At 67.3% G+C, this 24,096-nt stretch carries 21 protein-coding genes; 9 read left to right on the forward strand and 12 right to left on the reverse strand.

Annotated features, from left to right (window positions below; translation table 11 throughout):
* Nucleotides 1-37: 37 nt before the first annotated feature.
* Nucleotides 38-1,372 carry an MFS transporter gene (locus tag A5784_RS10305; RefSeq protein ID WP_064944811.1) on the reverse strand — a complete coding sequence of 445 codons (1,335 nt, stop codon included), beginning with the start codon at nucleotides 1,370-1,372 and terminating at the stop codon, nucleotides 38-40.
* Nucleotides 1,373-1,479: 107 nt separating this feature from the next.
* Here A5784_RS10305 and A5784_RS10310 point away from each other — a divergent pair, with 107 nt between their 5' ends.
* Nucleotides 1,480-1,899 carry a PaaI family thioesterase gene (locus A5784_RS10310; protein ID WP_064944812.1) on the forward strand — a complete coding sequence of 140 codons (420 nt, stop codon included), beginning with the start codon at nucleotides 1,480-1,482 and terminating at the stop codon, nucleotides 1,897-1,899.
* Here A5784_RS10310 and A5784_RS10315 read toward each other — a convergent pair.
* From A5784_RS10315 to A5784_RS10340, 6 genes are all read right to left on the reverse strand, one after another.
* Nucleotides 1,896-2,387: a beta-class carbonic anhydrase gene (locus A5784_RS10315; protein WP_064944813.1), complete on the reverse strand. Its 492-nt coding sequence runs from the start codon at nucleotides 2,385-2,387 to the stop codon at nucleotides 1,896-1,898. The genes A5784_RS10310 and A5784_RS10315 overlap by 4 nt on opposite strands.
* A 159-nt stretch (nucleotides 2,388-2,546) precedes the next feature.
* Complete coding sequence (locus A5784_RS10320) at nucleotides 2,547-4,445, reverse strand: ArnT family glycosyltransferase (RefSeq protein ID WP_156750485.1); 1,899 nt, start codon at nucleotides 4,443-4,445, stop codon at nucleotides 2,547-2,549.
* Between the two features lie 27 nt (nucleotides 4,446-4,472).
* Nucleotides 4,473-5,753, reverse strand: a complete 1,281-nt coding sequence (locus A5784_RS10325) for a bifunctional glycosyltransferase family 2/GtrA family protein (protein ID WP_064944814.1) — start codon at nucleotides 5,751-5,753, stop codon at nucleotides 4,473-4,475.
* A 55-nt stretch (nucleotides 5,754-5,808) separates the two neighbouring features.
* Nucleotides 5,809-7,677: a glycosyltransferase family 39 protein gene (locus A5784_RS10330; protein WP_064944815.1), complete on the reverse strand. Its 1,869-nt coding sequence runs from the start codon at nucleotides 7,675-7,677 to the stop codon at nucleotides 5,809-5,811.
* A 4-nt stretch (nucleotides 7,678-7,681) separates the two neighbouring features.
* Nucleotides 7,682-9,313 carry a sensor histidine kinase gene (locus tag A5784_RS10335; protein ID WP_064944816.1) on the reverse strand — a complete coding sequence of 544 codons (1,632 nt, stop codon included), beginning with the start codon at nucleotides 9,311-9,313 and terminating at the stop codon, nucleotides 7,682-7,684.
* Nucleotides 9,291-9,995, reverse strand: coding sequence for a response regulator transcription factor (locus tag A5784_RS10340; protein ID WP_064944863.1), 705 nt, complete (start codon nucleotides 9,993-9,995; stop codon nucleotides 9,291-9,293). Before A5784_RS10340 ends, A5784_RS10335 begins: the two co-directional genes overlap by 23 nt.
* A gap of 172 nt (nucleotides 9,996-10,167) precedes the next feature.
* Here A5784_RS10340 and A5784_RS10345 point away from each other — a divergent pair, with 172 nt between their 5' ends.
* Entirely contained in the window at nucleotides 10,168-10,605 is a 438-nt protein-coding gene (locus A5784_RS10345) for a hypothetical protein (RefSeq protein WP_064944817.1), read from the forward strand.
* Here the strand turns inward: A5784_RS10345 and A5784_RS10350 are convergent.
* Complete coding sequence (locus tag A5784_RS10350; protein ID WP_029366778.1) at nucleotides 10,599-10,841, reverse strand: hypothetical protein; 243 nt, start codon at nucleotides 10,839-10,841, stop codon at nucleotides 10,599-10,601. The genes A5784_RS10345 and A5784_RS10350 overlap by 7 nt on opposite strands.
* Before the next feature lie 204 nt (nucleotides 10,842-11,045).
* Here A5784_RS10350 and A5784_RS10355 point away from each other — a divergent pair, with 204 nt between their 5' ends.
* The 4 genes from A5784_RS10355 to A5784_RS10370 are packed head-to-tail and all read left to right on the forward strand — an operon-like array spanning nucleotide 11,046 to nucleotide 16,520.
* Complete coding sequence (locus A5784_RS10355) at nucleotides 11,046-12,023, forward strand: ABC transporter permease (RefSeq protein ID WP_064944818.1); 978 nt, start codon at nucleotides 11,046-11,048, stop codon at nucleotides 12,021-12,023.
* Between the two features lie 32 nt (nucleotides 12,024-12,055).
* Nucleotides 12,056-12,943 carry an ABC transporter permease gene (locus tag A5784_RS10360; RefSeq protein WP_286159416.1) on the forward strand — a complete coding sequence of 296 codons (888 nt, stop codon included), beginning with the start codon at nucleotides 12,056-12,058 and terminating at the stop codon, nucleotides 12,941-12,943.
* The gene (locus A5784_RS10365) at nucleotides 12,940-14,796 is read left to right on the forward strand and encodes a dipeptide ABC transporter ATP-binding protein (RefSeq protein WP_064944820.1); all 1,857 of its coding nucleotides are present in this window, start codon (nucleotides 12,940-12,942) and stop codon (nucleotides 14,794-14,796) included. The genes A5784_RS10360 and A5784_RS10365 overlap by 4 nt, the downstream gene beginning before the upstream one ends.
* Nucleotides 14,797-14,843: 47 nt before the next feature.
* Nucleotides 14,844-16,520: an ABC transporter family substrate-binding protein gene (locus A5784_RS10370; protein ID WP_064944821.1), complete on the forward strand. Its 1,677-nt coding sequence runs from the start codon at nucleotides 14,844-14,846 to the stop codon at nucleotides 16,518-16,520.
* Here A5784_RS10370 and A5784_RS10375 read toward each other — a convergent pair.
* Nucleotides 16,510-17,748, reverse strand: coding sequence for an alpha/beta hydrolase (locus A5784_RS10375; RefSeq protein WP_064944864.1), 1,239 nt, complete (start codon nucleotides 17,746-17,748; stop codon nucleotides 16,510-16,512). The genes A5784_RS10370 and A5784_RS10375 overlap by 11 nt on opposite strands.
* A gap of 80 nt (nucleotides 17,749-17,828) precedes the next feature.
* Between A5784_RS10375 and A5784_RS10380 the strand changes: the two genes are divergently transcribed.
* Nucleotides 17,829-19,043, forward strand: a complete 1,215-nt coding sequence (locus A5784_RS10380; protein WP_064944822.1) for an acyl-CoA dehydrogenase family protein — start codon at nucleotides 17,829-17,831, stop codon at nucleotides 19,041-19,043.
* 15 nt (nucleotides 19,044-19,058) lie between these two features.
* Here A5784_RS10380 and A5784_RS10385 read toward each other — a convergent pair whose 3' ends face one another.
* From A5784_RS10385 to A5784_RS39605, 3 genes are all read right to left on the reverse strand, one after another.
* Complete coding sequence (locus tag A5784_RS10385; RefSeq protein ID WP_064944823.1) at nucleotides 19,059-19,547, reverse strand: DUF2231 domain-containing protein; 489 nt, start codon at nucleotides 19,545-19,547, stop codon at nucleotides 19,059-19,061.
* Nucleotides 19,548-19,611: 64 nt separating this feature from the next.
* The gene (locus A5784_RS10390) at nucleotides 19,612-21,108 is read right to left on the reverse strand and encodes a GMC family oxidoreductase (protein ID WP_082944749.1); all 1,497 of its coding nucleotides are present in this window, start codon (nucleotides 21,106-21,108) and stop codon (nucleotides 19,612-19,614) included.
* Between the two features lie 62 nt (nucleotides 21,109-21,170).
* A complete protein-coding gene (locus A5784_RS39605) occupies nucleotides 21,171-21,818 on the reverse strand; it encodes a TetR/AcrR family transcriptional regulator (protein ID WP_064944824.1) in 648 nt (215 codons plus the stop codon).
* Nucleotides 21,819-21,896: 78 nt separating this feature from the next.
* Between A5784_RS39605 and A5784_RS10400 the strand changes: the two genes are divergently transcribed.
* Nucleotides 21,897-23,330 carry a purine-cytosine permease family protein gene (locus A5784_RS10400; protein ID WP_197514689.1) on the forward strand — a complete coding sequence of 478 codons (1,434 nt, stop codon included), beginning with the start codon at nucleotides 21,897-21,899 and terminating at the stop codon, nucleotides 23,328-23,330.
* Nucleotides 23,331-23,374: 44 nt separating this feature from the next.
* Complete coding sequence (locus A5784_RS10405) at nucleotides 23,375-24,088, forward strand: MBL fold metallo-hydrolase (RefSeq protein WP_156750489.1); 714 nt, start codon at nucleotides 23,375-23,377, stop codon at nucleotides 24,086-24,088.
* Nucleotides 24,089-24,096 lie beyond the last annotated feature (8 nt).

Here is a 24,096-nt window from a genome sequence, read left to right on the forward strand (position 1 = left end):
TCTATCGGGATCCGTTGTGAGTGTCAACGCCGGCAGGTCAGCCGTCATGCCCGCTGACATGCGCCCCGGCCGTGCGCGGCAGCCGCAGCGACTCCACGATCGTCAACGCCAGCAGCGCGCCGAGGACCAGATAGGTCCACTGGTAGGACGCCAGCTGGCTGAGCAGCAGGGCAGCCACCGCGACGCCGAGGCCCGCCGCGAGTTCCTGCACCGACGCGTTGAGCGTGTTGGCGTGCGTCAGCCGATCCCCCTCGACGTCGGAAAATGCCAGGCTGTTGTAGGCGGTGAAGCCGATGGAGCGCAGCGCCCCGCTGACATAGAGAATCGCGGCCATCAGCACGATGGGCAGGCCCGGCCGCAACAGCGCCAACAGCCCGAACCAGCCGACCGACAGCACACCGTTGACGAGCAGCACCGTCCGGATGCCGAACCGGCGCATCAACGGCGTGGTGATCGGCTTGATGGTCAGGTTGCCCGCGAACAGGGCGGCCACCATCACACCGGCCGCGAACGGTGTCCACCCGAACACCAGCTGGTACTGCAGCGGCAGCAGGAACGGCACGGCGGTGATCACCATGCGGTACAGCGACCCGGCCGACACCGTGATGCGCAGCGTCGGCACCCGCAGCACCCGCAGCTGCACGAGCGGTGACGACGCCCGCAGCAGATGCCACACCGCACCCCCGAGCAGGACGACGGCCGCGACAGCACACCCCACGACGAGGCCCCAGTCCGTGCCTGATACCCGGACATGCTCCAGCGCGATCAAGGCCGCGGCGATCCCCGACCCCAGCGCCAGCAGGCCGGGCCAGTCCAGGGTGCGGGGTGACGGTGTCGGTGCACCGCGGATCAGCTTGAGCGCCAAGAGGAATCCGATGATCCCGATGGGCACATTGACGGCGAAGATCCACCGCCAACTGCCCAGGGTGGCGATACCGCCGCCGAGCACCGGCGCCAGCACGGGTGCGGCCAGCGCCGGCCATGTCAGCAGGGCGATTGCCCGGACCAGGTCGGACTTGTCGCTGTAGCGCAGCACCGCGAGCCGCCCGACCGGCACCATCATCGCGCCGCCGATCCCCTGCAGCACCCGCATACCGACGAGCATGGGCAGCGAGACGCTCACCGCACACCCGATCGATGCCAGGGTGAACACCGCGATGGCGGCGATGAACACCGGCCGGATGCCGAACCGGTCGGCCAACCAGCCGCTCGCCGGGATCAGCACGGCCACGGTCACCAGGTAGGCCGAGATCGCGACGCTGACATCGACGACATCGACGTGCAGCGACGACGCGATCAGCGGAATGGCCGGGGTGATGATGGTGGCGTCGAGAATCTCCATAAAGAACGCGCCGGCCACGAGCAGGGCCATGCTCCGGGGAAACGGTTGAGGCTCTGGTGTCGACACCGGTGCAAATCTAGTGGCATTACTTGGCAGGTAATTGAACCGATGACCGGCGGTGCGCAGACTACGGTGCCATGGGTACCCAGACCGGACCGGAAGTCATGGCGCAGTTCATCCCGCAGTCCCCGTTCGTGGCGAAGCTCGGCATCGTCGCCGAATCGCTCGACGCGGCCGACGGCGTCGTGCGGCTACGCCTGCCGTGGGATCCCGGCAACGTCACCCTCGGCGACATGGTGCACGGCGGCGCCATCGCGGCGCTGGCCGATGTCACGGTGATGGCAGCCGCGTGGGCCCGCGCCGATGTCCCCGATTCCCTGCGCGGGGTGACGGTGTCGATGGCTCTGCAATACCTGGCCCCGGCCCGCGCGACCGACCTGATCGGCGTCGGCCACGCACTGCGGCAGGGAAAAGCCTTGGTGCACTGCGAAGTCGACGTCATCACCCCCGCCGGTGAACCCGTGGCCAAGGCGATCGCCACGTACAAGGTCGGTTAGGGCGCCACCTCGTCGAGCTTGCCGGTGGCGACGTCGAATATGAAGCCGCGCAGTGATTCGTGCTTGGTGACGAATGGGTTGGCCGCTATGCGCCGCAGCGACTGCCGGACATCCTCTTCCAGATCGGAGAAGGACTCCGCGGCCCACCCGGGCTTGATGCCGGTCTCGTCTTGGATGCTGCGCTTGAACTCGTCGTCGGTGAAAGTCAGCATGCCGCAATCGGTGTGGTGGATGAGGATGATCTCTTTGGTGCCCAGCAGCCGTTGACTGATGGCCAGTGACCGGATCTCGTCATCGGTGACGACACCGCCCGCGTTGCGGATGACGTGTGCCTCACCGTCGCCCAACCCGAGGATGCGGTAGACGTCCAACCGGGCGTCCATGCAGGCCACCACCGCGACGTGCTTGCTCGGCGGCAAAGGCAGCGGGCCCGTGAAGGTCTTGGCGTATTCCGCGTTGTTGGCCAGGTACTCGTCGGTCACAGACATGCGCCGGAACCTAGTCGCTCGGCCACCCGTGGTCACCGGTCAGAATCGGCGTGACTTTTTACGGCGAAAAGACACGGGGGTACCCCAACACCGGCGTGTCGGGGTACCCCCACGTCTTCTCGCGTGGAAAACGTGCGCGGAAAACCCTGCGGGAAAACGCTAGGCGCGGGGGTGCTGCAGGTCGTAGACCGTGATCCCGCCGATCTCCTGCGGGGTGAAGTGCGCCTTCACCCAGTTGGTGATGTCCCCGGCACTGCCGTGCGGATCGTGTGGCGGGCCGCCGTGATCGCCGGCGGGCCGGTCGAAGAAGTACCGCACATCTCCGTTGGCGACGTATTGCTGGAACTGCGCCAACGTGGGCGAGTTGTCGCCGCCGGTGAACCCACCGATCGCCATCAGCGAGGCGCCGGTCTTGAGCTCCAGGTCGCTCACCATCATCGAGCCGACACTCGCTGCGGCCCAACGGTTGTTGAGTCCGGTCATCAGCTCACCGAGGGCCACGTCGTCGGCCTTGCCGAAGCCGCCAGGGCCGCCATGCCCGCCCGGACCGCCAAATCCCATGTCGCGCTTGGGGCCTGCCGTCGGCATCGGCCCGCTGCTGTGACTGTTCACCACCGTCTCGATCGAATAGGCCACGGTCGCGCCGAGCCCGAACACCATGGCCGCCAAGGCGACGACCGCGCTCGCGCGGCCCAGCCGGTTGCCGCCGACGGCCAGCACCACCGCGGTCACGACGGCGCCGATGACGACGATCCAGCGCAGTGCGGGCACCCAGTCCGGTGTGCGGTCGAGCAGGACGAAGGCCCAGATTCCGGTGGCCGCCAACATTATTGCGAGCACCAGGCGGGGCAGCACCTGTGCCCGCAGCGGCCACAGTGCGGCCACCGACATGCCCACCAGCGCGGCGATCGCCGGGGCCAAGGCCACGGTGTAGTACGGGTGGATGGTGCCGTCCATGAAGCTGAACACCGCACCGGTGACCAGCAGCCAGCCTCCCCAGAGCAGCGCGCCGGCACGCAGCTTGTCGGTCCGCACGGCCCGCCGGGTCAGCCACAGCAGGGCCACCAGACCTGTCAGCGCGGCGGGCAGCAGCCAGGACGCCTCGGTGCCCATCGACTGGCCGAACATGCGGCCGATGCCAGCTTGGCCGCCGAAGAACAGGTTCGGCCCACCACCGCCGCCGGGGCCGTGCCCGAATCCGCCACCGGGCTGGTTCTGCCCGACGATACGGTCGATTCCGTTGTAGCCGAAGGCCAGTTGCAGCAGGCTGTTGTCGGTCGAGCCCGCGATGTAGGGCCGGGAGTCCGCGGGCCAGAGCGTCACGAGGGCGATGTACCAGCCGGCCGACACGATCATCGCGGCCACGCCGACGGCCAGCGCGCCGATGCGCTTCCACAGCGGGATGGGGGCGGCCACCAGGAACGCCAGGGCCAGCCCGGGCAGCGGCAGGAACGCCTGCAACATCTTGGTCAGGAACGCGAAGCCCACCACGACACCGGTCAACGCCACCCAGCGGGTACCGCCGTTCTCGATCGCGCGCACCATGCAGTAGGCGGCCACCACGAGCAGCAGCACCAGCAACGCGTCGGGGTTGTTGTAGCGGAACATCGCCGTGGCCACCGGGGTCACCGCGAGCACCGCACCGGCGAGCAGCGCCGCACCAGGACCGCTGCTGCGTCGCACCGTCGCATAGAGCACGGCCACCGCGGCCACGCCCATCAATGCCTGCGGCAGCAGCTGGGTGAACTCGTTGAAGCCGAAGAGCCTGCCGGACAAGCCCATTGCCCACATCGCGGCGGGTGGTTTGTCGACCGTGATGGCGTTACCCGGATCCAGCGACCCGAACAGCCAGGCCTTCCAGGACTGGGTTCCGGCCTGGGCGGCCGCGGCGTAGTAGCTGTTGGCCCATCCCGCGGAACCCAACGCCCACAGATACAGCACCGCGGTCGCCGCGAGCAGCACCCAGTAGGAGGGCCGCACCCAGCTGGGTTGCACCGGGTCGGGGGTTTCACCGGATACCGTCACGGCGTCCAATTGTGGATCAGTGGTAGTCAACATCTGCGTCGTCTTTCAGTCTGTGGCGGTTCAGCGTCGCGTCCGGGCCGGGTGGAACACCCAGCCGCGCAACAGCACGAAGCGGACAACGGTGGCCACCAGATTCGCCGCGACCAGCACACCGAGCTCGACCGCGCGATGCGGGACCGGGGTCAGCAGGTGCAGCAGGCCCAGGGAACCACTGGTGATCGACAACGCGATCCCGAACACGATGAGGCCTTCGAAATGATGCCGCGTGACATTGCCCGCGCCCGCGATGCCGAAGGTGAACCTCCGGTTGGCCGCGGTGTTGCCGATCGCGGTCACCAGCAGCGCGACCAGGTTCGCCGCCTGGGCGCCGAGGCCCGACCGCAGCGCCATGAACAGCAGCAGGTAGGCCAGCGTGGACACCACCCCGACGGCCCCGAACCGCACCGCCTGGCGGAGCAGGGAGCTCGGCGGGCCGGACTTACGTGACGAACCAAGTTGGGCGGCAATGGTATTGACCGGGATCGAACCGTTGGCGAACCCGCGCAACAACCGGCCGATGCCCTTGAGATCGGCGGTGGCGGTGGCGATGATGTCGACGCGGCTGTCCGGGTCGTCGACCCAGTCCACGGGCACCTCGTGGATCCGCAGCCCGCTGCGCTCGGCGAGCACCAGCAGCTCGGTGTCGAAGAACCAGCCGGTGTCGGCGACGTACGGCAGCAGCTCGTGCGCCACATCGGCGCGGATGGCCTTGAACCCGCACTGCGCGTCGGAGAACCGGGCCGACAGCGTCGATTTCAGGATCAGGTTGTAGCAGCGCGAGATGAATTCACGCTTGGCGCCGCGGACCACCCGGGAGCCGCGGCTCAAGCGCGTGCCGATCGCCAGATCGGAGTGCCCGGAGATGAGCGGAGCGACGAGCGGGGCCAGCGCGGCGAGATCGGTCGACAGATCGACGTCCATGTAGGCCAGCACCGGGGCGTCCGAGGTGGACCAGACCGCGTGCAGGGCACGGCCGCGGCCCTTCTGTTCCAGCCGTACGACGCGCACGTCGTCGAGTTCGGCGGCCAGTTCGGCGGCGATCAGCGGGGTGTCGTCGACGCTGGCGTTGTCGGCGATGGTGATGCGCGTCGGCATCGCGAAGTTCTCCCGCAGGTAGCGGTGCAGCCGGCGCACCGAATGCGCAAGCGCCGCCTGCTCGTTGTACACCGGCACCACGACGTCGAGTACCGGGACACCCGCCGCACGGGCGGCCACCGCGGCGTTGGGCCGCGACGCGAAATGGAACCGGCCTGGCTGAACGTCGTCGAAGTCGAAGTCCGACCGCGTGGCGATTTCTGTCATGTCTTCAGAATTCTCCGGTGGTGTGTGTTCCCCGTTGGGCGAAGCTATGCGCCGGCTATGTGTTCTGGCCACGGTGCGTCAAGTCGTAGATGGTCACGTCGTCGACGGTGATCGGGGTGAAATGGTTCTCGACCCACTCGGCGATGCGGGAGGCCTCCTGGCTGCCGCTGCTTGCGCCGCCGCCGAAACCGCCCATGATCCGGCTCTGGATGAAGTAGTGGATCCGGTGTGCATCAACATTGCCGATGAACTCGTCGAGGGTCGGCGCGGGATCGGTGCCGTTGAATCCTCCGACCGCCATAACCGGTGCGCCCGTGGCTAATTGGTAACCGGCAGCGTTGCTCGACCCCACCACCGCTGCCGCCCACGTGTACTGCGCGGCGTCGGCGGACAGGCGCGCCGTCAGCGCGGGGCCGGGTTCGGGTGCGCCGAACATGCCACCGAAGCCGCCGAACGGGCCACCGCCGCGCGACGGTCCCACCGACGGGATGGCGCCGCTGTGCGGGTTGGCCGCGGTCGCGACGGCATAGGCCGCGGGCCCGGCGAGACAGGACAGCAGCGCCAGGGTCGCCACGGCGGGAACCACCCGGCGGTCCAGCCATCCGTTCACCAGTAGCAGCGCAGCGGATCCCACTCCCCCGACCGCGACGGCGGCCCGCAGCCACGGCATGGGATCGCCCTGGCGGGCCAGCAGTACCGCAGCGAGGATCGCCGTGACGAGCACTGCGCCCGACATCGCGGTCGCAGCCCGGATATCGTTGCGCCGCTGCCACATCAGCGTCGACCCAATGCCGATCAGGGCAGCCACCGCAGGCGCCAGTGCCACGGTGTAGTACGGGTGCACGATGCCGTTCATGAAGCTGAACACCGCCGCGGTGACCAGCAGCCAGCCGCCCCACAGCAGCAGCGCGGCCCGGGTCCGGTCGGTGCGGGGCGCACGCCGGGTGATGAGCACGCCGGCGGCCAGGCAGATCAGCGCGGCCGGTAGCAGCCAGGCGATGTCGGCGCCCATCTGCGAGCCGAACAGCCGCCCAGCGCCCACGTCGAAGTTCATGTTGCCGAGACCACCGGTCTCGTCACCGGTGAGCCTGCCGAAACCGTTGTAGCCCAACACGAGTTCGACGATGCTGTCGTGTTGTGATCCACCGATGTAGGGCCGCGACGACGCCGGCCACCACTCGACCAGCAGCAGATACCAACCGCCGCTGACCACCATGGCCGCAGCGGCGGCCAGCAGGTCACCGAGTCGGCCACGCAACGGCCGGTCGCCCGCGGTCAATGCGGCGGCGGCCAGGCCGGGTAACACCAGGAACGCCTGCAGCATCTTGGCCAGGAACCCGAAGCCGACGGCCGCACCCGCGGCGACGAACCACCACCGGCTCGCGTCTTTCTCGATACCGCGCTGTACGCAGTAGGCGGCCGCCACCAGCAGCAACACCAGCAGCGCGTCGGGATTGTTGAAGCGGAAGATCAACGCGGCCACCGGCGTCAGCGCCAGCACCGCGCCGGCCAGCAGCGCCGCGGTAGGGCCCGCGGCCCGGCGGACCGCGGCGTAGAGCACCGCGACGGCGGCGACCCCTTCGAGCGCCTGCGGCACCAGGATGCTCCACGAGCTCAGTCCGAACAGCCGCACCGAGAGGTCGACGATCCACAGGGCGGCCGGGGTCTTGTCGACGGTGATGGCATTCGCCGCGTCACTGGAACCGAACAGCATCGCGGTCCAGTTGCTGCCTCCGGCCTGGGCGGCCGCGGAGTAGAACGCGTTGGCCCAGCCACTGATCGAGAGATTCCACAGGTACAGCGCCGCGGTCGCCGCCAGCAGGACCGCCACCGCCAGGCGTTCACGCCCGGCCGCGCGCAGCGTCAAGGGCCGTTCCTGAGCCCCAACCTCTTCCACGACAGGGTCGACAGCAACCAGGCTCACACTCTCATCGTTGCGACGGCAACTTGGTGTCGGATTGGTCGGACCTGTGCGTAGCCTGTGAGGGCTGAACACCGGGAAGACGGACGGTGAACGCCGTCGCACCTGGGGCGCTGCGCACGCCGATGGTGCCGCCGTGGGCTTTGACGACGGCGGCGACGATCGCCAATCCGAGCCCGGTGCTGCCCTCGCGGCGCGACCGCGACGAGTCCCCGCGAGCGAACCGTTCGAACACCTCGGGCTGCAGCGATTCCGGTATGCCCGGCCCGTCGTCGGCGACGGTCAGAGCGACCGAGCCGTCGTGATCGGGTTCCAGGGTCACGGTGACGGAGGTTCCCGGCGGGGTGTGGGTGCGCGCGTTGGCCAGCAGGTTGGCCAGCACCTGATGCAGCCGGGCGTCGTCGCCGTCGATGACCACCGGGTCGTCGGGCAGCTCAAGCGACCATTGATGCTGCGGCCCGGCGACGTGCGCGTCGCTGACGGTGTCGACCACCAGCCGCGACAGGTCCACCGATTCACGTTCCAGCGGCCGGCCTGCGTCGAGGCGCGCCAGCAGCAGCATGTCTTCGACCAGCTGGGTCATGCGCGCGGTCTCGGATTCCACGCGGTTCATCGCATGCGCGACATCGACGGGCAGATCGTCGCGTTTGCGCTGCGCCAGCTCGGTGTAGCCCCGGATGGCGGCCAGCGGCGTCCGCAGTTCATGGCTGGCGTCGGCGACGAATTGACGGATCCGGGTCTCACTGGCATGCCGCGCGGAGAGGGCGTTGGCGATGCGGTCCAGCATGCGGTTCAGCGACGTGCCCAGCTGCCCCACCTCGGTGTGCGCGCTGGCCGGGTCGACCTTCACGATCGGGGTGGGCAGCCGCACCTCGCCGCGGTCCAGTTCGAGGTCGGCCACCGCCCGAGCAGCAGCGGAAACCCTTGAGAGCGGGGCTAATTGGCGGCGGATGATGAGGATGCCGCCGAGAGTGGCGGCGATCAGCGCGACGACGGCCAGCACCGCGAACATGCCGAGCACCCACAGCAGGGTGTCGTCCACCACTGCGGTCGGCAGCCCGGTCACGATGGTCTGCGGGCCGCCGTGACGCGGGTGCAGGCCGATCACCCGGTACCGGCCGAGCCCGTCGACGTCGATGGTCCTCGGGGTGTGATCGGGGGGCACCTGGGCCAGCTGATTGGCGGCCGCGGCGCTGACGAACACCCGATCACCATCGGAGGTGATCACGCCCGCGTCGATCGGCCGCCCGGGGGCGACGACCGCTCCTACAGTGCGGGCGGCCTGGCCGGGCGCGTTGAGAAACCCTGGCCCGGGGCCCCGTTCGGGATCGAACAGAATGTGGTGGCGTCCCGGAGGCGGATTCATGGGCCGTCCGTCGGGCCCCAGCGGGGGCGGGAACATCAGTGGCGGCGGCGGCAATTCGAAGATGGCGGCCGACCGGCGGCCGGCCTCCATGACCTGGTCGTCGAGTTGGTTCATCAGGAACCGTTGCAGCGCAAACTCGGTCGCGACGCCGATGCTGACGCACACCACGGCCAGCAGCGCCACCTGGGTCAGCACCAGCCGCCGGCGCAGGGACCACGTGCGTGGCTGCCACCACCTGGTTCCGGGCACCTCAGCGCGGGGGCCGGAGGACATAACCCGCGCCACGCAATGTGTGGATCATCGGTTCGCGGCCACTGTCGATCTTCTTGCGCAGATACGACACATACAGCTCGACGATGTTGGAGCGGCCGCCGAAGTCGTAGCTCCACACCCGGTCGAGGATCTGCGCCTTGCTCAGCACACGCTTGGCGTTGCGCATCATGAAGCGCAGCAGTTCGAATTCGGTCGCGGTGAGCGTGATGGGTTCGCCGGCGCGGGTCACCTCGTGACTGTCCTCGTCGAGGACCAGGTCGCCGACGACGATCTTGGCCCCGCCGTCCTCACTGGTCACGCCGGTGCGCCGAAGCAGGGCCCGCAGTCGCAGCACGACCTCTTCGAGGCTGAAGGGTTTGGTGACGTAATCGTCGCCGCCCGCGGTCAGACCGGCGATCCGGTCCTCCACCGAGTCCTTCGCGGTGAGCAGCAGCAGCGGCAGTCCCGGGATCTGTTCGCGCAGCTTCTGCAACACCTCCAACCCGCTCATGTCGGGCAGCATCACATCGAGCACCACCACGTCAGGCGGGTTTTCGCGGGCCGTGGCAATGGCGGTGGCGCCGTCACCGGCGGTTGCGATATCCCAGCCCTCGTAGCGCAACGCCATCGACACCAGTTCGGCCAGCACCGGTTCGTCGTCGACGACGAGCACCTGGATCGGGTTGCCGTCGGCGCGGCGCATCACGGCACGGGCGGGTTCGTTGTCGTTGACGGCTGCAGGCACACGCCCATTATTCGCCGACGCGATGGGGCCGGACTATGCGTTGTCTATGCCCGAGCTGTGAGAGTTGCGCTCATCTGCCGCTGCATTCATTCACAGCCGACGCACAGACCACGCCTGCACGGTAGGTGCCATGAGCATGAGGCGCACGGTTGCTGCGATTTCAGTCGCCGCGGCAATAGCCGGACTCGGCGGCGCCGCGGTGTACGCCGCGACCGATTCCCCGGGCATGGGTGATGCCGGCCCGCCCGGCCGCCACGGCGACGGTCCCCCGCCCTGGGCGCAGCCCGGGCGCGACAATGCCGACGCCGCAACGGTTCACAGCGAGTCGGTCCGGCGGGACGGGCATGGTGGCTACACCACCGAACTCACCCAGGTGGGCGTGATCACGGCGCTGACGGCCGATTCAGTGACGGTCGCGAGCACCGACGGGTTCAGCCAGACCTATGCATTGCCCTCGACACTGAAACCCACGTGGACGGTCACCGACCGGGTATTGGTCCGGGCCACGCGCTCCGGCCCGACCGCCACTGTGAGCAGCATCGGGCAGGCGGGATCCGCCGGTCAGTGAGTGGTCGCGAAGCCGGCCGGCGGGTTGTAGCCCTTGATCCCGGGCACAGCCATCGACGTGGCGGGAGCCGTCGGCGGGGTGGTCTCGGTGACCGTCGCCCCGAGGTTCATGGTGCTGGTCGCGACGGCGGACGACTGCTCGTGGCCGAGCAGGCCCAATGCACCGAGGGCGACAACCGCGGCGCCCCCGGCCATCGCAGCGATGAATTTCACGTTCTGAGGTTTTCCGATGGTCATGACATCGCCCCTTGATTGATCTCATTCAGTCAGCGTTGGCGAAATCGCCAGGTAGCACCCAGTGAACCCGCAACAACTATGAAGACGCTGAGCCCGCGCTGGAAATTCCCAACCAGGCGGTTACTGGCGCGCCGGATCGACAGGTTCAGTACGGTTGCGCCTCGCCTCTTCTACTGTGTGTGCCATGCAGCAGGGACCAACCGGATGACGCGCTTCCTGGCGCGCCGGCTGCTCAACTACATCGTGCTGCTGGCGCTGGCGTCGTTTCTGACGTTCACCCTGACCTCGTACACGTTCGAGCCACTCGACAGCCTGCTGCAGCGCAATCCGCGCCCGCCGCAGTCGACCATCGACGCCAAGGCTGCCGAGCTCGGTCTCGACAAGCCCATCCCGATTCGCTACGCGCACTGGGCCGCAGGCGCTGTGCGTGGCGACTTCGGCACCACGGTGACCGGCCAGCCGGTGTCCGACGAACTGTGGCGCCGCATCGGTGTCAGCCTGCGGCTGTTGGTCATCGGATCGGTGCTTGGCACCGTGATCGGCGTCGTCGTCGGTGCGTGGGGCGCCATCCGGCAGTACCGGCTCTCCGATCGCGTCATCACGCTGCTGTCCCTGCTGGTGATCAGCACGCCGACCTTCGTCATCGCCAACCTGCTGATCCTGGCCGCGCTCGACGTGAATTCCATTCTGGGAGTGCGGCTTTTCGAATACACCGGGGAGACCTCACCCGACGCCGTCGGTGGCGGCTGGAACCAGTTCGCCGACCGGCTGCAGCATCTCGCACTGCCGACCTTCACGCTGGCCCTGTCGGCCATCGCCGGATACAGCCGCTACCAACGCAATGCCATGCTCGACGTGCTCGGCCAGGACTTCATCCGCACCGCGCGGGCCAAGGGGCTGACGCGGCGGCAGGCCCTGTTCAAACACGGCCTGCGCACCGCGCTCATCCCCATGGCGACACTGTTCGCCTACGGCGTCGCGGGACTGGTCACCGGAGCGGTCTTCGTGGAGAAGATCTTTGGTTGGCACGGCATGGGCGAGTGGGTGGTGCAGGGCATCGCCACCCAGGACACCAACATCATCGCCGCCATCACGGTGTTCACCGGCTCCGTCGTGCTGCTGGCCGGTCTGCTGTCCGACGTTATCTACGCGGCGCTGGACCCGAGAGTGCGGGTGACGTGACCGATACCTCCGCTACCGCAGCGCGTTCGGGCCTGCACACCGAGGAGTTCGCCACCCGGCGCACACTCGTGTTCCGCAGGTTCATGCGCAACAAGCCTGCCGTGGCAGCGCTGGTGGTGCTGGCGGTGATGTTCGTCGGCTGCTACGCCCTGCCCCCGCTGCTGCCGTACAACTACACCGACCTCGATTACTACGCGCTGCAGACACCGCCGTCGACCACGCACTGGTTCGGCACCAACGCACTGGGTCAGGACCTGCTGGCCCAAACCCTGCGCGGCATGCAGAAATCCATGTTGATCGGCGTCTGCGTGGCGCTCATCTCGACGGTCATCGCCGCGACGGTCGGATCGATCGCAGGGTATTTCGGCGGCTGGCGCGACCGGGCGCTGATGTGGGTGGTCGACGTGCTTCTGGTGGTGCCCAGCTTCATCCTGATCGCCATCGTCACGCCGCGACTGGGCCAGTCCGACCGCGTCTTCTGGCTGATCATCCTGTTCTCACTGTTCAGCTGGATGATCAGCTCCCGCATCGTGCGCGGTATGACGATGACTCTGCGGGAACGTGAATTCGTGGTCGCCGCACGGTATATGGGTGTTCGCAGTTGGCGGATCATCGTGCGCCACATCGTGCCCAATGTGGCGTCGCTGTTGATCATCGATGCCGCGCTCAATGTCGGCGTCGCGATCCTGGCCGAAACAGGCTTGAGCTTCCTGGGTTTCGGTATCCAGCCGCCTGACGTGTCGCTGGGAACGCTGATCGCCGACGGCACGAAATCGGCGACGACGTTCCCGTGGGTGTTCCTGTTCCCCGCCGGGGTCCTGGTGCTGATCATCCTGTGCGCCAACCTCGCCGGCGACGGCCTGCGCGATGCCCTCGATCCGGGCAGCGGCCGGCTGCGGCGGCGGAAGAAGCGCCGATGACGCTGCTCGAGGTCACCGACCTGACGGTGACGTTCCCGACCGACGCCGACCCGGTCGCCGCCGTGCGCGGCGTGAGCTTCCACGTCGACGCCGGTGAGGTGGTGGCCCTGGTCGGCGAATCCGGCGCAGGCAAATCGGCCAGCGCCATGTCGGTCGTCGGCCTGCTACCGGAGTTCGCCGAGGTCTCCGGATCGGTGCGACTGCGCGGCGAGGAACTGCTCGGGCGCTCCGACGCGCAGATGTCGAAGATCCGCGGCAACACCATCGGCACCGTCTTCCAAGACCCGATGTCGGCGCTGACCCCGGTCTACACGGTGGGCGACCAGATCGCCGAAGCTCTCGAGGTGCACAACCGCGAGCTGGGGCGACGGGCCGCCCGTGCGCGGGCCGTCGAGTTGCTGGAGCTGGTCGGCATCGCGCAACCCGAGCGACGGGCCCGCGCGTTCCCCCACGAACTGTCGGGCGGCGAACGCCAGCGCGTGGTGATCGCCATCGCCATCGCCAACGATCCCGATCTGCTGATCTGCGACGAGCCCACGACGGCGTTGGACGTCACCGTGCAGGCCCAGATTCTCGACGTGCTGAAAACCGCACGGGATGTCACCGGGGCGGGCGTGCTGATCATCACCCACGATCTCGGGGTGGTCGCCGAGTTTGCCGACCGGGCGCTGGTGATGTACGCCGGGCGCGCGGTCGAGGACGCGAGCGTCGGCGAGCTGTACCGCGACGCGCGGATGCCCTACACGGTCGGCCTGCTCGGCTCGGTGCCCCGGCTGGACGCCGCCCAGGGCACCCGGCTGGTGCCCATCCCCGGTTCACCGCCGTCGTTGACCGTGACACCGCAGGGCTGCCCGTTCGCGCCCCGGTGTCCGCTGGCAATCGACGAATGCCGGGACGCCGAGCCGGAATTGGTGGCGGTGTCCGGCACCGCACGCGGGGAGGACCCTGGGCTCACAGGCCACCTGGCGGCGTGCATCCGCACCGACGACGTGCACGGCCGCAGCGCCGCGGACCTCTACCACGTGCCTACCGCCCGCGCTGAGGCACCGCCGACCGACGCACCGGTGGTGCTGCGGGTGCAGGACCTGGCCAAGACGTACAAGCTCACCAAGGGCGTGGTGTTCCGTCGCCAGGTCGGCGAGGTCCGCGCGGTGGACAACATCAGCTTCGAGCTGCGCCAGGGCCGCACCTTGGGCATCGTCGGCGAATCCGGTTCCGGTAAATCGACCACACTGCACCAGATCCTGAACCTTGCTGCCCCGCAATCAGGTTCGATCGAGATGCTGGGCACCGACGTGGCGGCGCTTGACCGCCACACGCGCCGCGCCGTGCGCACCGACCTGCAGGTGGTCTTCCAGGACCCGGTTGCCTCTCTCGATCCTCGCCTCCCGGTTTTCGATGTATTGGCAGAACCGTTGTCCGCCAACGGTTTCGACAAGCAGCGCACAGACGAACGCGTGGCCGAGCTGCTGGAGATCGTGGGCCTGCGGCGTGCCGATGCCAGCCGCTACCCGGCGGAATTCTCGGGCGGGCAGAAGCAACGCATCGGCATCGCCCGTGCGCTGGCACTGCAGCCGAAGATCCTGGCGCTCGACGAACCCGTGTCGGCACTCGACGTGTCGATCCAGGCAGGCATCATCAATTTGTTGCTCGATCTGCAGGACGAATTCGGCCTGTCCTACCTGTTCGTTTCCCATGACCTGTCGGTGGTCAAACACCTTGCGCATGACGTCGCCGTGATGTACAAGGGCACGATCGTCGAACAGGGTTCCTGCGACATCGTTTTCGCCAACCCGGCCCACGAGTACACCCAGCGGCTGCTGTCGGCGGTGCCACAGCCCCAGCCGCGCTGAGCGGGTCATGCCCCCGAGCGCGCGTTGCTGCATCTAGCATCGGCGGGGTGAACGGGAAGAACCTGCGTCGCCTCGCCATCGCCACCCTCGCCACCGCACTCACGCTGACCGCATGCTCAGGGGGTGATCGTCAGGTCCCCTCGGCCGGCGGCAACGCGGAGGTCGGGACCACCAGCGACGTCAATCCGCAGGATGTTGCCAACCTCAAGCAGGGCGGCAATCTGCGGCTGGCGCTCACCGAGTTCCCGTCGAACTTCAACACGCTGCACCTGGACGGCAACACCGTCGACAATGCCGCATTGGCCAGGCCGACGCTGCCCCGGGCCTTCACCGTCGCCCCCGACGGTACGACGACGGTCAACACCGACTACTTCACCAATGTCGAACTGACCTCCAAGAACCCGCAGGTGGTCACCTACACAATCAACCCAAAGGCCGTGTGGTCCGACGGCACCCCGATCACCTGGGAAGACATCAAGTCGCAGATCGACGCGACCAACGGGAAGAACCCCGCGTTCGTGATCGCCGCGCCCAACGGCAGCGAACGGGTCGCGTCGGTCACCCGCGGGGTCGACGACCGGCAGGCTGTCATGACGTTCGCCGAGCCGTATGCGGACTGGAAGGGCATGTTCGCCGGTAACGGCATGCTGTCGCCCAAGAGCATGACTGCCAACCCTGAGGTTTTCAACAAGGGCCAGCTCAACGGGCCAGGGCCGTCCGCGGGCCCGTTCATCGTGTCCAACATCGACCGGGGTGCGCAGCGAATCACCTTGACGCGCAATCCGAAATGGTGGGGCACCCCGCCGCTGCTGGACAGCATCACCTATTCGGTGTTGGACGACGCCGCGCGCATCCCGGCGCTGCAGAACAACGCCATCGACGCCACCGGAACGACGTCGCTCGACGAGCTGACCATCGCGCGCAACACCCCGGGGATCTCCATCCGGCGCGCGCCCAGCGCCAGCTGGTATCACTTCACGTTCAACGGCGCGCCCGGGGCCATCCTGGCCGACAAAGCGCTGCGGCAGGCGGTGGCCAAGGGCATCGACCGGCAAGCTATCGCCAACATCACCCAGCGCGGTCTCACCGACAATCCGGTGCCCCTGAACAACCACATCTACGTCGCCGGTCAGAAGGGCTACCAGGACAACAGCGCCGAGGTGGCGTTCGACCCCGAGAAGGCCAAGAGCGAACTGGACGCCCTGGGGTGGAAGCTCAACGGACAGTTCCGGGAGAAGGACGGCAAGCAGCTGGTGATCCGCGATGTGCTCTATGACGCGGGCAGTACCCGTCAGGTCGCGCAGATCGCCCAGAACACCCTCGCGCAGATCGGCGTGAACCTCGTCATCGACACCAAGCCCGGCAGCGGGTTCTTCACCAACTACATCAACAAGGGCGACTTCGACATTGCGCAGTTCGGATTCCAAGGCGACGCGTTCCCGCTGGGATCGCTGACCCAGATCTACACCCAGAACGGCGCGAGCAACTTCGGCAAGATCGGCAGCCCCGAGATCGACGCAAAGATCGAGGAGACGCTGCGGGAATTGGACCCCGACAAGGCACGGACGCTGGCCAACGAGCTCGACAAGATGCTGTTCGCCGAGGTGTTCAGCCTGCCGCTGTTCCAGTCGCCCGGAAACATCGCACTGCGCAGCAATCTGGCCAATTTCGGCCCGGCCGGTCTCGGCGACCTCGACTACACCAAGATCGGCTTCATGAAGTAGGCGCGCGGTCCGGCAGCACCGATTCGCACGCGGCCGCCGCCGCGATCGCGGACATGGCCAGCCGAAGGCCGGGCCGTCCCGGCAACGCATCAAGTTCTGGGGCGATCGCCGAAAGTTGTTCCGCCGCCCCGTTGCGGACGGCGTCGATCACTGCCAGCGCGGCACGTTCGCGGCTGTCGAGCACGCTGTGGCCGGCGGTCGGCATCGATACCAGGACGGCTTCGGGCACCAGCGTGGCGATACGTTCGGCGATCGCCGGTGGCGTGGTGAGGTCGCGGCCCCCGGAGATGACGACGGTGGGCCACCCGAACTTCGGCATCTCGGTCACCAGGTCATAGGGCTCGGCATCGAACGGCTCGTAGCGCCCCGGGTGCCCACCGAGGTGGGGGTCCAGCGCCGGGTCGAGCGGCAGTCCGTCGGGCACACCCGCGTAGTTCAACTCGCGAAATGCGATCCGGCCGACGAGATCGGACTCGTTGCGGTACGGCACTTTTCGGGTCGCCATCCGGCCCAGTCGGCTCAGCGCCGACCACACCAAGGTGTGCCCGCCCAACAACAGGTCGAGTTGGCGGTCCAGCAGAGCCGCACCACCGTAGCCGTACAGGGTTCCGGCGACCTGACCACCCGCGGCACCGAACACGCCTGCCTCGATCAGCGCGCGAGCCTTGGGAGCGAGTTCCGAGGCCTGCGGATCCGAGCCGTCCCACAGCAGGCCGCGGATGGCGCTGCGCATGGCGTCGATGTCCCCAGTGGACAGCAGCGGCGAATCGAGGACCATCGCCTCGACGCGCTCGGGATGACGCACGCCGACGCCCGATGCGAGGTAGGTGCCGTACGAGGTGCCGTAGAACGTCGCGGTGGCCACCCCGGCGTCGTCGAGCACCGCGGCGAGATCGTCGACGGCCTGGTCGATGGTGATGGCAGCGGGCGGCAGGTCCGCACCGGAGTCGGTGTGCCGCGACATCCCGACGCCGCGATGCTCGACCATGATGACATCGGCCCCCGCGGCCGCGGCGTGGCGCCGCAGCCCCTGGTAGGACTGCACCGACGCGACACCCGGCCCACCCGGGATGATCACCACAGGATGTGCGGACTTGCGGCCGGACCGCACGTAATAGAGGTTGAAGTGCTCATCGCCGCCCGGGGTGACCGGCCGCCGGACCGCACGGACGCCGGGTTGCGCGGCGAGCTTGTCGTGCCTGCGCCGACGCTTCGCGTTCATCGTCATCGCGGTCCATTGTGCCGCGTTCGGTTCCCGCTGATCCAAAGCCGTGCCTGCGATGCCGGGGCGTCGGTACAAACGGTGCCATGACGACCCTTGAGAACCCGACGCGCATCCTTCCCGGAACGCCCGAGTGGACCGAACTACTGGCCAAGGTTGCCGCAGGCGCCAAGGACCGAGACCTCAACGATGAAAACCCATTCGATCAGGTGGCCGCGCTCAAACGAGCCGGCTTCGGCACGCTGCGCCTGCCCGAGTCGCTCGGCGGATCCGGATTGACCGTGCCCCAACTGTTTTCGGCAGTGATAGACGTGGCACAAGCGGATCCGATTGTGGCGCACATCTTCCGGACGCATTTCTGGTTCACCGAAGAGCGGCTGCGCACCGCCGACGACCCCGCCTCGCAGCGCTGGCTCGCGAAGGTGGCCGACGGCAAGATCTTCGGAAATGCGTTCAGCGAGAAGGGTTCCCTCGCCGTGGGCAGCCTGGTGTTCAACACCCGGCTGCTACCCGGCCAAGACGGCGGCTACCTGCTCACCGGTGAGAAGTACTACAGCACCGGCACCCTGTTCTCCGATTACCTCACCGTCACCGCCACCACCGATCACGACTCGGTCGCCAACGTGGTGATCCCGGCCGACCGCGACGGGGTCCGCATCGTCGATGACTGGGACGGTTTCGGTCAGCGGCGCACCGGTACCGGCACCACGAGCTTCGATGACGTAGCCGTCGCCGCCGAGGAGGTGCTCTCCGACACCCCGTACGACGCCGAAGCGGCCCCGACCGTGCAGTACGCGTCGCTGCAGCTGTTCATCCACGCGGTGGTGGCCGGGATCCTGGCCAACGTGGTCGACGACGGCGTAGCGCTACTGCGGTCGCGCGAGCGCAACTTCAGCCACGCGCTGACCGAACGGCCGACGGAGGATCCGCTGCTGCAACGCCAGCTCGGCGTGCTGGCCAGCACCGCATACGTGGCGCGGGCGGCAGTGCTGGACGCTGCGGCGGCGATCGGCGCGGCGACGGACTCCGCTGTCGACGGCGTGCCCGATGCGCGGCTTGCCGAGGAAGCCCAGCTCAAGGTCGCCAAGGTCAAAGTCCACCTCGACGACGTGGCACCCGAAGCCGCGACCCGGCTGCTGGAACTCGGCGGCGCGTCCGCAGCGAGCCGGCAACGCAACCTGGACCGGCACTGGCGCAACATCCGCACCATCACGCTGCACAACCCGGTCGTCTACAAGGCCCGCGTGATCGGTCAGAACCTGTTGCACGGCACGCCGGTTCCGGCCAACGCCTACTTCTGACGGGCACTCCCCCACTCAGGTGGTGACGTGCCGGTGGCTCAGCGAGCTCGGCGCATCGGTGTTGGCCCCTTCGTCGACACCGATGCCCAGCCGCTCCACCAGCTCACCACCGAGCCACGCCGTGCCGACCGCCAGCACGACAGCGAGGAAACTGCATGCCAGCGCCCAATTGGTGGGGACCCAGGCCTCGGCGCCCAGGCGCAGCAGCCAGCTGATGGCAAAGAGCACCAGCACCACACCGTTGCCAAGGCCGTGTACCAAGCCGACGCGTTTGGCGCGGGTGCCCGCGGGAATCTTGAACCAATCGATCCAGCCGAACGGCGCAGCCACTGCACCACCGATGATTCCCGCCGCGATCGCGAACGCCGCGGCGGCGGTGAACGGCGGCCGGTCGCTGATCAACCAGATGATGTCGAACACCACGGCCGTCGCGAGCAGTCCCAGCGGGAACGGGATCAACATCGGATGAATGGCGTGGCCGAACATCTTCGTGCGGCTCTCCATGGCAGCCTCCAACCTGTGTCAGCAGACCCCCCGTAAATACCCACACCAATGGCGGCCAAACACGTCAGCCCGCGATCAGCTCGGCCGCCTTCTCCCCGATCAGCACGCTGGGGGCGTGGGTGTGTCCCCGGATCAGACTTGGCATCACCGACGCGTCGGCGACCCGCAACGCCTGCACCCCGCGCACGCGCAGGTGCGGGTCGACGACGCTGTCCTCATCGAGGCCCATCCGGCAGGTGCCGACCGGGTGATAGAGCGTGTGCGCCAACGAGTTCAGCGCTCGATGCAGTGTCTCGTCGTCGAGCGTCGTCGCGTTCAGCGGACGGGCCAGCTTGCCGATCACCCCGCGCAGGGCTGCCGCGCCCGCGATCTCGGCGCATATGCGTAGCCCTGCCATCAACGCCGTGCGGTCGGCTTCGTCGGTGAGGTACCGCGGGTCGATGACGGGCTTGGCCAGCGGGTCGGCCGAGCGCAAGGTGATGGTGCCGCTGCTGCGCGGTTTGAGCAAGATGGGTCCCATCACGACGGCATGTCCGTACGGATCGCCGATGCCTTCGTCGAAGAAGGGTGCGGGCGCGAAGATCAACTCGAGATCGGGCAGGTCGAGTTCCGGTGTGCTGCGCACAAAGCCATACGCCTCACCGACATTCGAGGTCAGCATGCCGCGCCGGCGCAGCAGGTAGTTGAGGAGCTCCACCGGCTTTTCTGCGGCGAACAGGCTGTCGTCGGCTACCTCGAAGCCCAGCGGCACCACCAGGTGGTCGAGGAGATTGGCCCCGACACCCGGAGCGTGGTGCCGCACTTGAATGCCGTGCTGCTGCAACTGATCGCGATCACCGATTCCGGACAGCATGAGCAGCTGCGGTGAGTTGATCGCACCGCCGCACAAAATCACCTCACGGCGTGCCGTCACGGTGTCGCGGACCCCGGCCTTGTCGAATTCCACGCCGATGACGCGATCACCGGCGAAAACCAGTCGGGTCGCGGTCGATTCGGTGAGAAGGCTCAGATTCGGCCGGTGCAGAACCGGTTTGAGGTAGGCGTCCGCGGTGCTGAACCGAGCCCCGCGGCGCTGGGTCACCCTGGTCTGACAGAAGCCCACGTGGCCGCACTCCGCTGCAGCCGCCAGCCACGACGCCGTCGAGCTCCTCGGGCTGCGCTGCGGCGAGATCATCAACGGCCCGGCTTCGAGGCGGGTCAGGTACTTCTGCAGGCCTGCGTAGCTCCAGTCAGCGCCCGCGTGGTCGCCCCACTCGTCGTAATCGGCGGGAAATCCCGGCACCCACATCATGGCGTTCATCGACGACGAGCCGCCGAGGGTCTTGCCGCGCGGCCAGTAGATCCTGCGGTTGTCGAGTTCTTCCTGCGGTTCGGTCAGGTAGTCCCAATCGACGTTGCTGCGAAACAACTTCGAGAATGCCGCGGGGATGTGGATGAACTTGTTGCGGTCGCGCGGGCCGGCCTCCAGGACCAACACCGAGACACCCGGGTCGGCGCTGAGCCGGTTGGCCACCACGGCACCGGCCGAACCGGTGCCCACGACGATGTAGTCAGCTTCCACGTCGCGGAGTCTAGAGCGCCCGGGCCCACGCAGGCCAGGTTGCCGACGTACGGGGCATACCGCTAGCTGAGAGCGCCTGCGTCCAGCCGCAGTTCCTGTTCTGTTGTGCGGAACAGCATTTCGGTGACAACCGGGTAGTTCACCAAGGACGTCCCGGCCAGTGCTGTGCGCACAGCGCTTTGACCGAACGTGCCGTCGATCATGGCCAGGATGCGCATCGCCGCCGCGGCGCAATCATCGGTGACAAATTCACCGTCCGCCACACCGCGCGCGACCACGTCGGTCAGGTTCGCAATGTCGATCTCCATCTGCCGGATGACCTCCTGCTGCAGCACCGGTCGACGTCGGCATTCGCGCCAGGCATCGAGCCACAGCAATGCGACGGAGTCGTGGTCCGCCGCGATGGCCTCGTGCAGGAACATCCGCAACTCAGCCGTGGGACCGTCCGACTCCGCGGCCACCTTCGCGGCCAACACCTCGCGGCGCCGTTCGTTCACCGCCGCGAATGCCGCCGCAACGAGCTCGTCGGCCGAACGAAAATAGTGGCTGACCAGACCCGGGTAAACGCCCACCTCCTCGGCCACCCGCTTGGCGGTCACTTGGGCCAGACCAAGCTCCTGGGCGATCTGCCCGGCGGCCTCGGCTATCTCGCCCCGTCGCTTTTCAGGAGGCTTACGGCGCGGACGCGAAGCAGCCGCGGTGACACTCATGCCCCGACGTTAACACCCGCGATCCGATGACAACGGAGCGTCAAGGGCTTATTGTCCTTCACACCAATAATTATTGGCGTGAGCACCAACAAGGAGGCTGCGAGGATGGCGGACGGTATGCGCGAGCGGGAGGTGGCCACCGACGACGTCGGCAGGGTGGAGACCCGAGGCATCGATTTCATCCCGGCAGAGGAACGTCACGGCAGGCCTCGGGACCTGTTCAAAGTGTGGGCCGCCGCCAACATCAACTACCTGTACATAGTTCTGGGCGGAGTGCTGACGGTGTCGGGCCTGAACGTCTGGCAAGCCTCGGTTGTGGTTGTGGTGGGCAACCTGTTCTGGTTCGCAATCGGGGTGATGGCCACCAGTGGTCCCGCAGCGGGCGCGCCGAGCAGCGTCATCATGCGAGCGATGTACGGGATCACGGGCAACAGGCTGAACCTCGGAATCGTCCAGTGGCCGGTATTCATCGCGTACGAAGCCATCAACCTCTGTGTCGGCGCACTGGCCGGATACGCGGTAGTCGAAGCTGCGGGCGTATCTCTACCTGTACCAGTGCGGGTGGCCATTGTCGTAGTGATCGCGGGAGTCACACTCGTGATCAGTGTCTACGGCCACGCGACCATCATGCGAATGAGCGGCGTGTTCACGGTGATCCTGGCCGGGGTGATGATCGTGTTGGGCATATTCGTAGTGGCGCAGGCCGATTGGGCCCACCGACCCGACACAAGCTCAGGCCCGATGTGGGCGACAATGGCCGCGGGAACCGCGATCATCGCGGCAGCACCTCTGTCGTGGGGGGTAAGCCCTGATTACGCCCGGTACCTGCCCACCAACACCTCAGCGCGGGCTGTGGCGATCTGGACCGCGCTGGGAGGGTTCATCCCCTCCGTCGCGCTGGGAGTGGTTGGCGTGCTGGCGGGGACCGTCATCGACATGGCCGATGCGCAAACCAATCTCGCCAATATCGTGCCGTCCTGGTTCTATCCGGTCTTTCTGCTGGTGATCGTTGTCGGTTCGATGGCCAACAACGTGCTGACCATGTATTCGTCCGGGCTGTACCTACAAGCCGTCGGTATCGCGTTGCCCCGTTCGGTAACCGTGCTGTTCGACGGGTTACTCGGCACTGCGCTCGCCTGCTATGCGCTGTTCGTCTCCGATTTCACCAGTGCGCTCAGCGGAATCCTCGAATCGAGCATCCTTCTGGTCGGTCCGTCCGTCGCCATCTACGTCACCGATCAGTGGTTGCGGCACAACCGTTATGACGGCATCTCGCTCAACGATGTGAGCCGCCACAGCGTCGCCTGGTACACCCGCGGCTTCAATATCGCCGGCATCTCAGCGTTTCTGGCCGGCGCAGTGGCCGCCGCGTTGTTCGTCCAGAACAACGAATTCGCCGGGCCGCTCGCCGGCGCACTGGGTGGCGCGGACCTGTCCTGGATTGTCGGCCCGCTCGTCTCCGCGTGCGTCTACCTCATCGTCACGAAGCGCTGCTACCCCGGTGTCCAGTGAACCGGCAACTTCCGTTGGCCCGGCCATGGTTTCGCACGCGCGCGGTGACACCGACCCTCGATCGAATCGACGAACCATACGTTCACGATCTGCTCCGCGCAAACATATGGCACCTGCGCGGCCGAGATCGCGACCTCGTCGTCGACACCGGTCTCGGCGTTGCCTCGCTACGTACTCACCTACCGCAGTTGTTCGAACGCGATCCAGTCGTGGTGTTGACTCATGCCCATCTGGACCACATGGGCGGCGCCCATGAATTCGATTGCTGCTGGGCACATCCCGGCGAACCGTTTCACGCACCTCCGCCGGGAAGCCTGTGCCCGCATACATTGACAGCTGAACTGGGTATCAACGCCGAAGATTTCGGGATCGACGGCCCAACACTGCTGGACGCCCTACCCCGCTCGGATTACGTGCCGGGCGACTACCGCCTGCAGCCGGCACCGAAGATCGTATGGCTCAGTGACGGTATGCGGATAGATCTCGGTGACCGTTCCTTCACGGCGATGCACCTGCCCGGTCACACACCGTCCAGCGTCGGGCTGTTCGACGAGGCAAACGGCACACTGTTCTCCGGTGACGTGGTGTACGACGACATCCTCATCGACAACTGCGTCGGCTCGAACATCCCTGACTACCGCATCACCATGAAGCGGCTGATCGAACTGAACGTCAGCGTTGTGCATCCGGGCCACGGGGACAGCTTCGATCGACACCGATTGCGTGCCATCGCCATGGAATACCTACAGCGCAGGTGAACCATGTG

The organism is Mycobacterium sp. 852013-50091_SCH5140682 (genome assembly GCF_001665685.1).
Lineage (GTDB): Bacteria > Actinomycetota > Actinomycetes > Mycobacteriales > Mycobacteriaceae > Mycobacterium.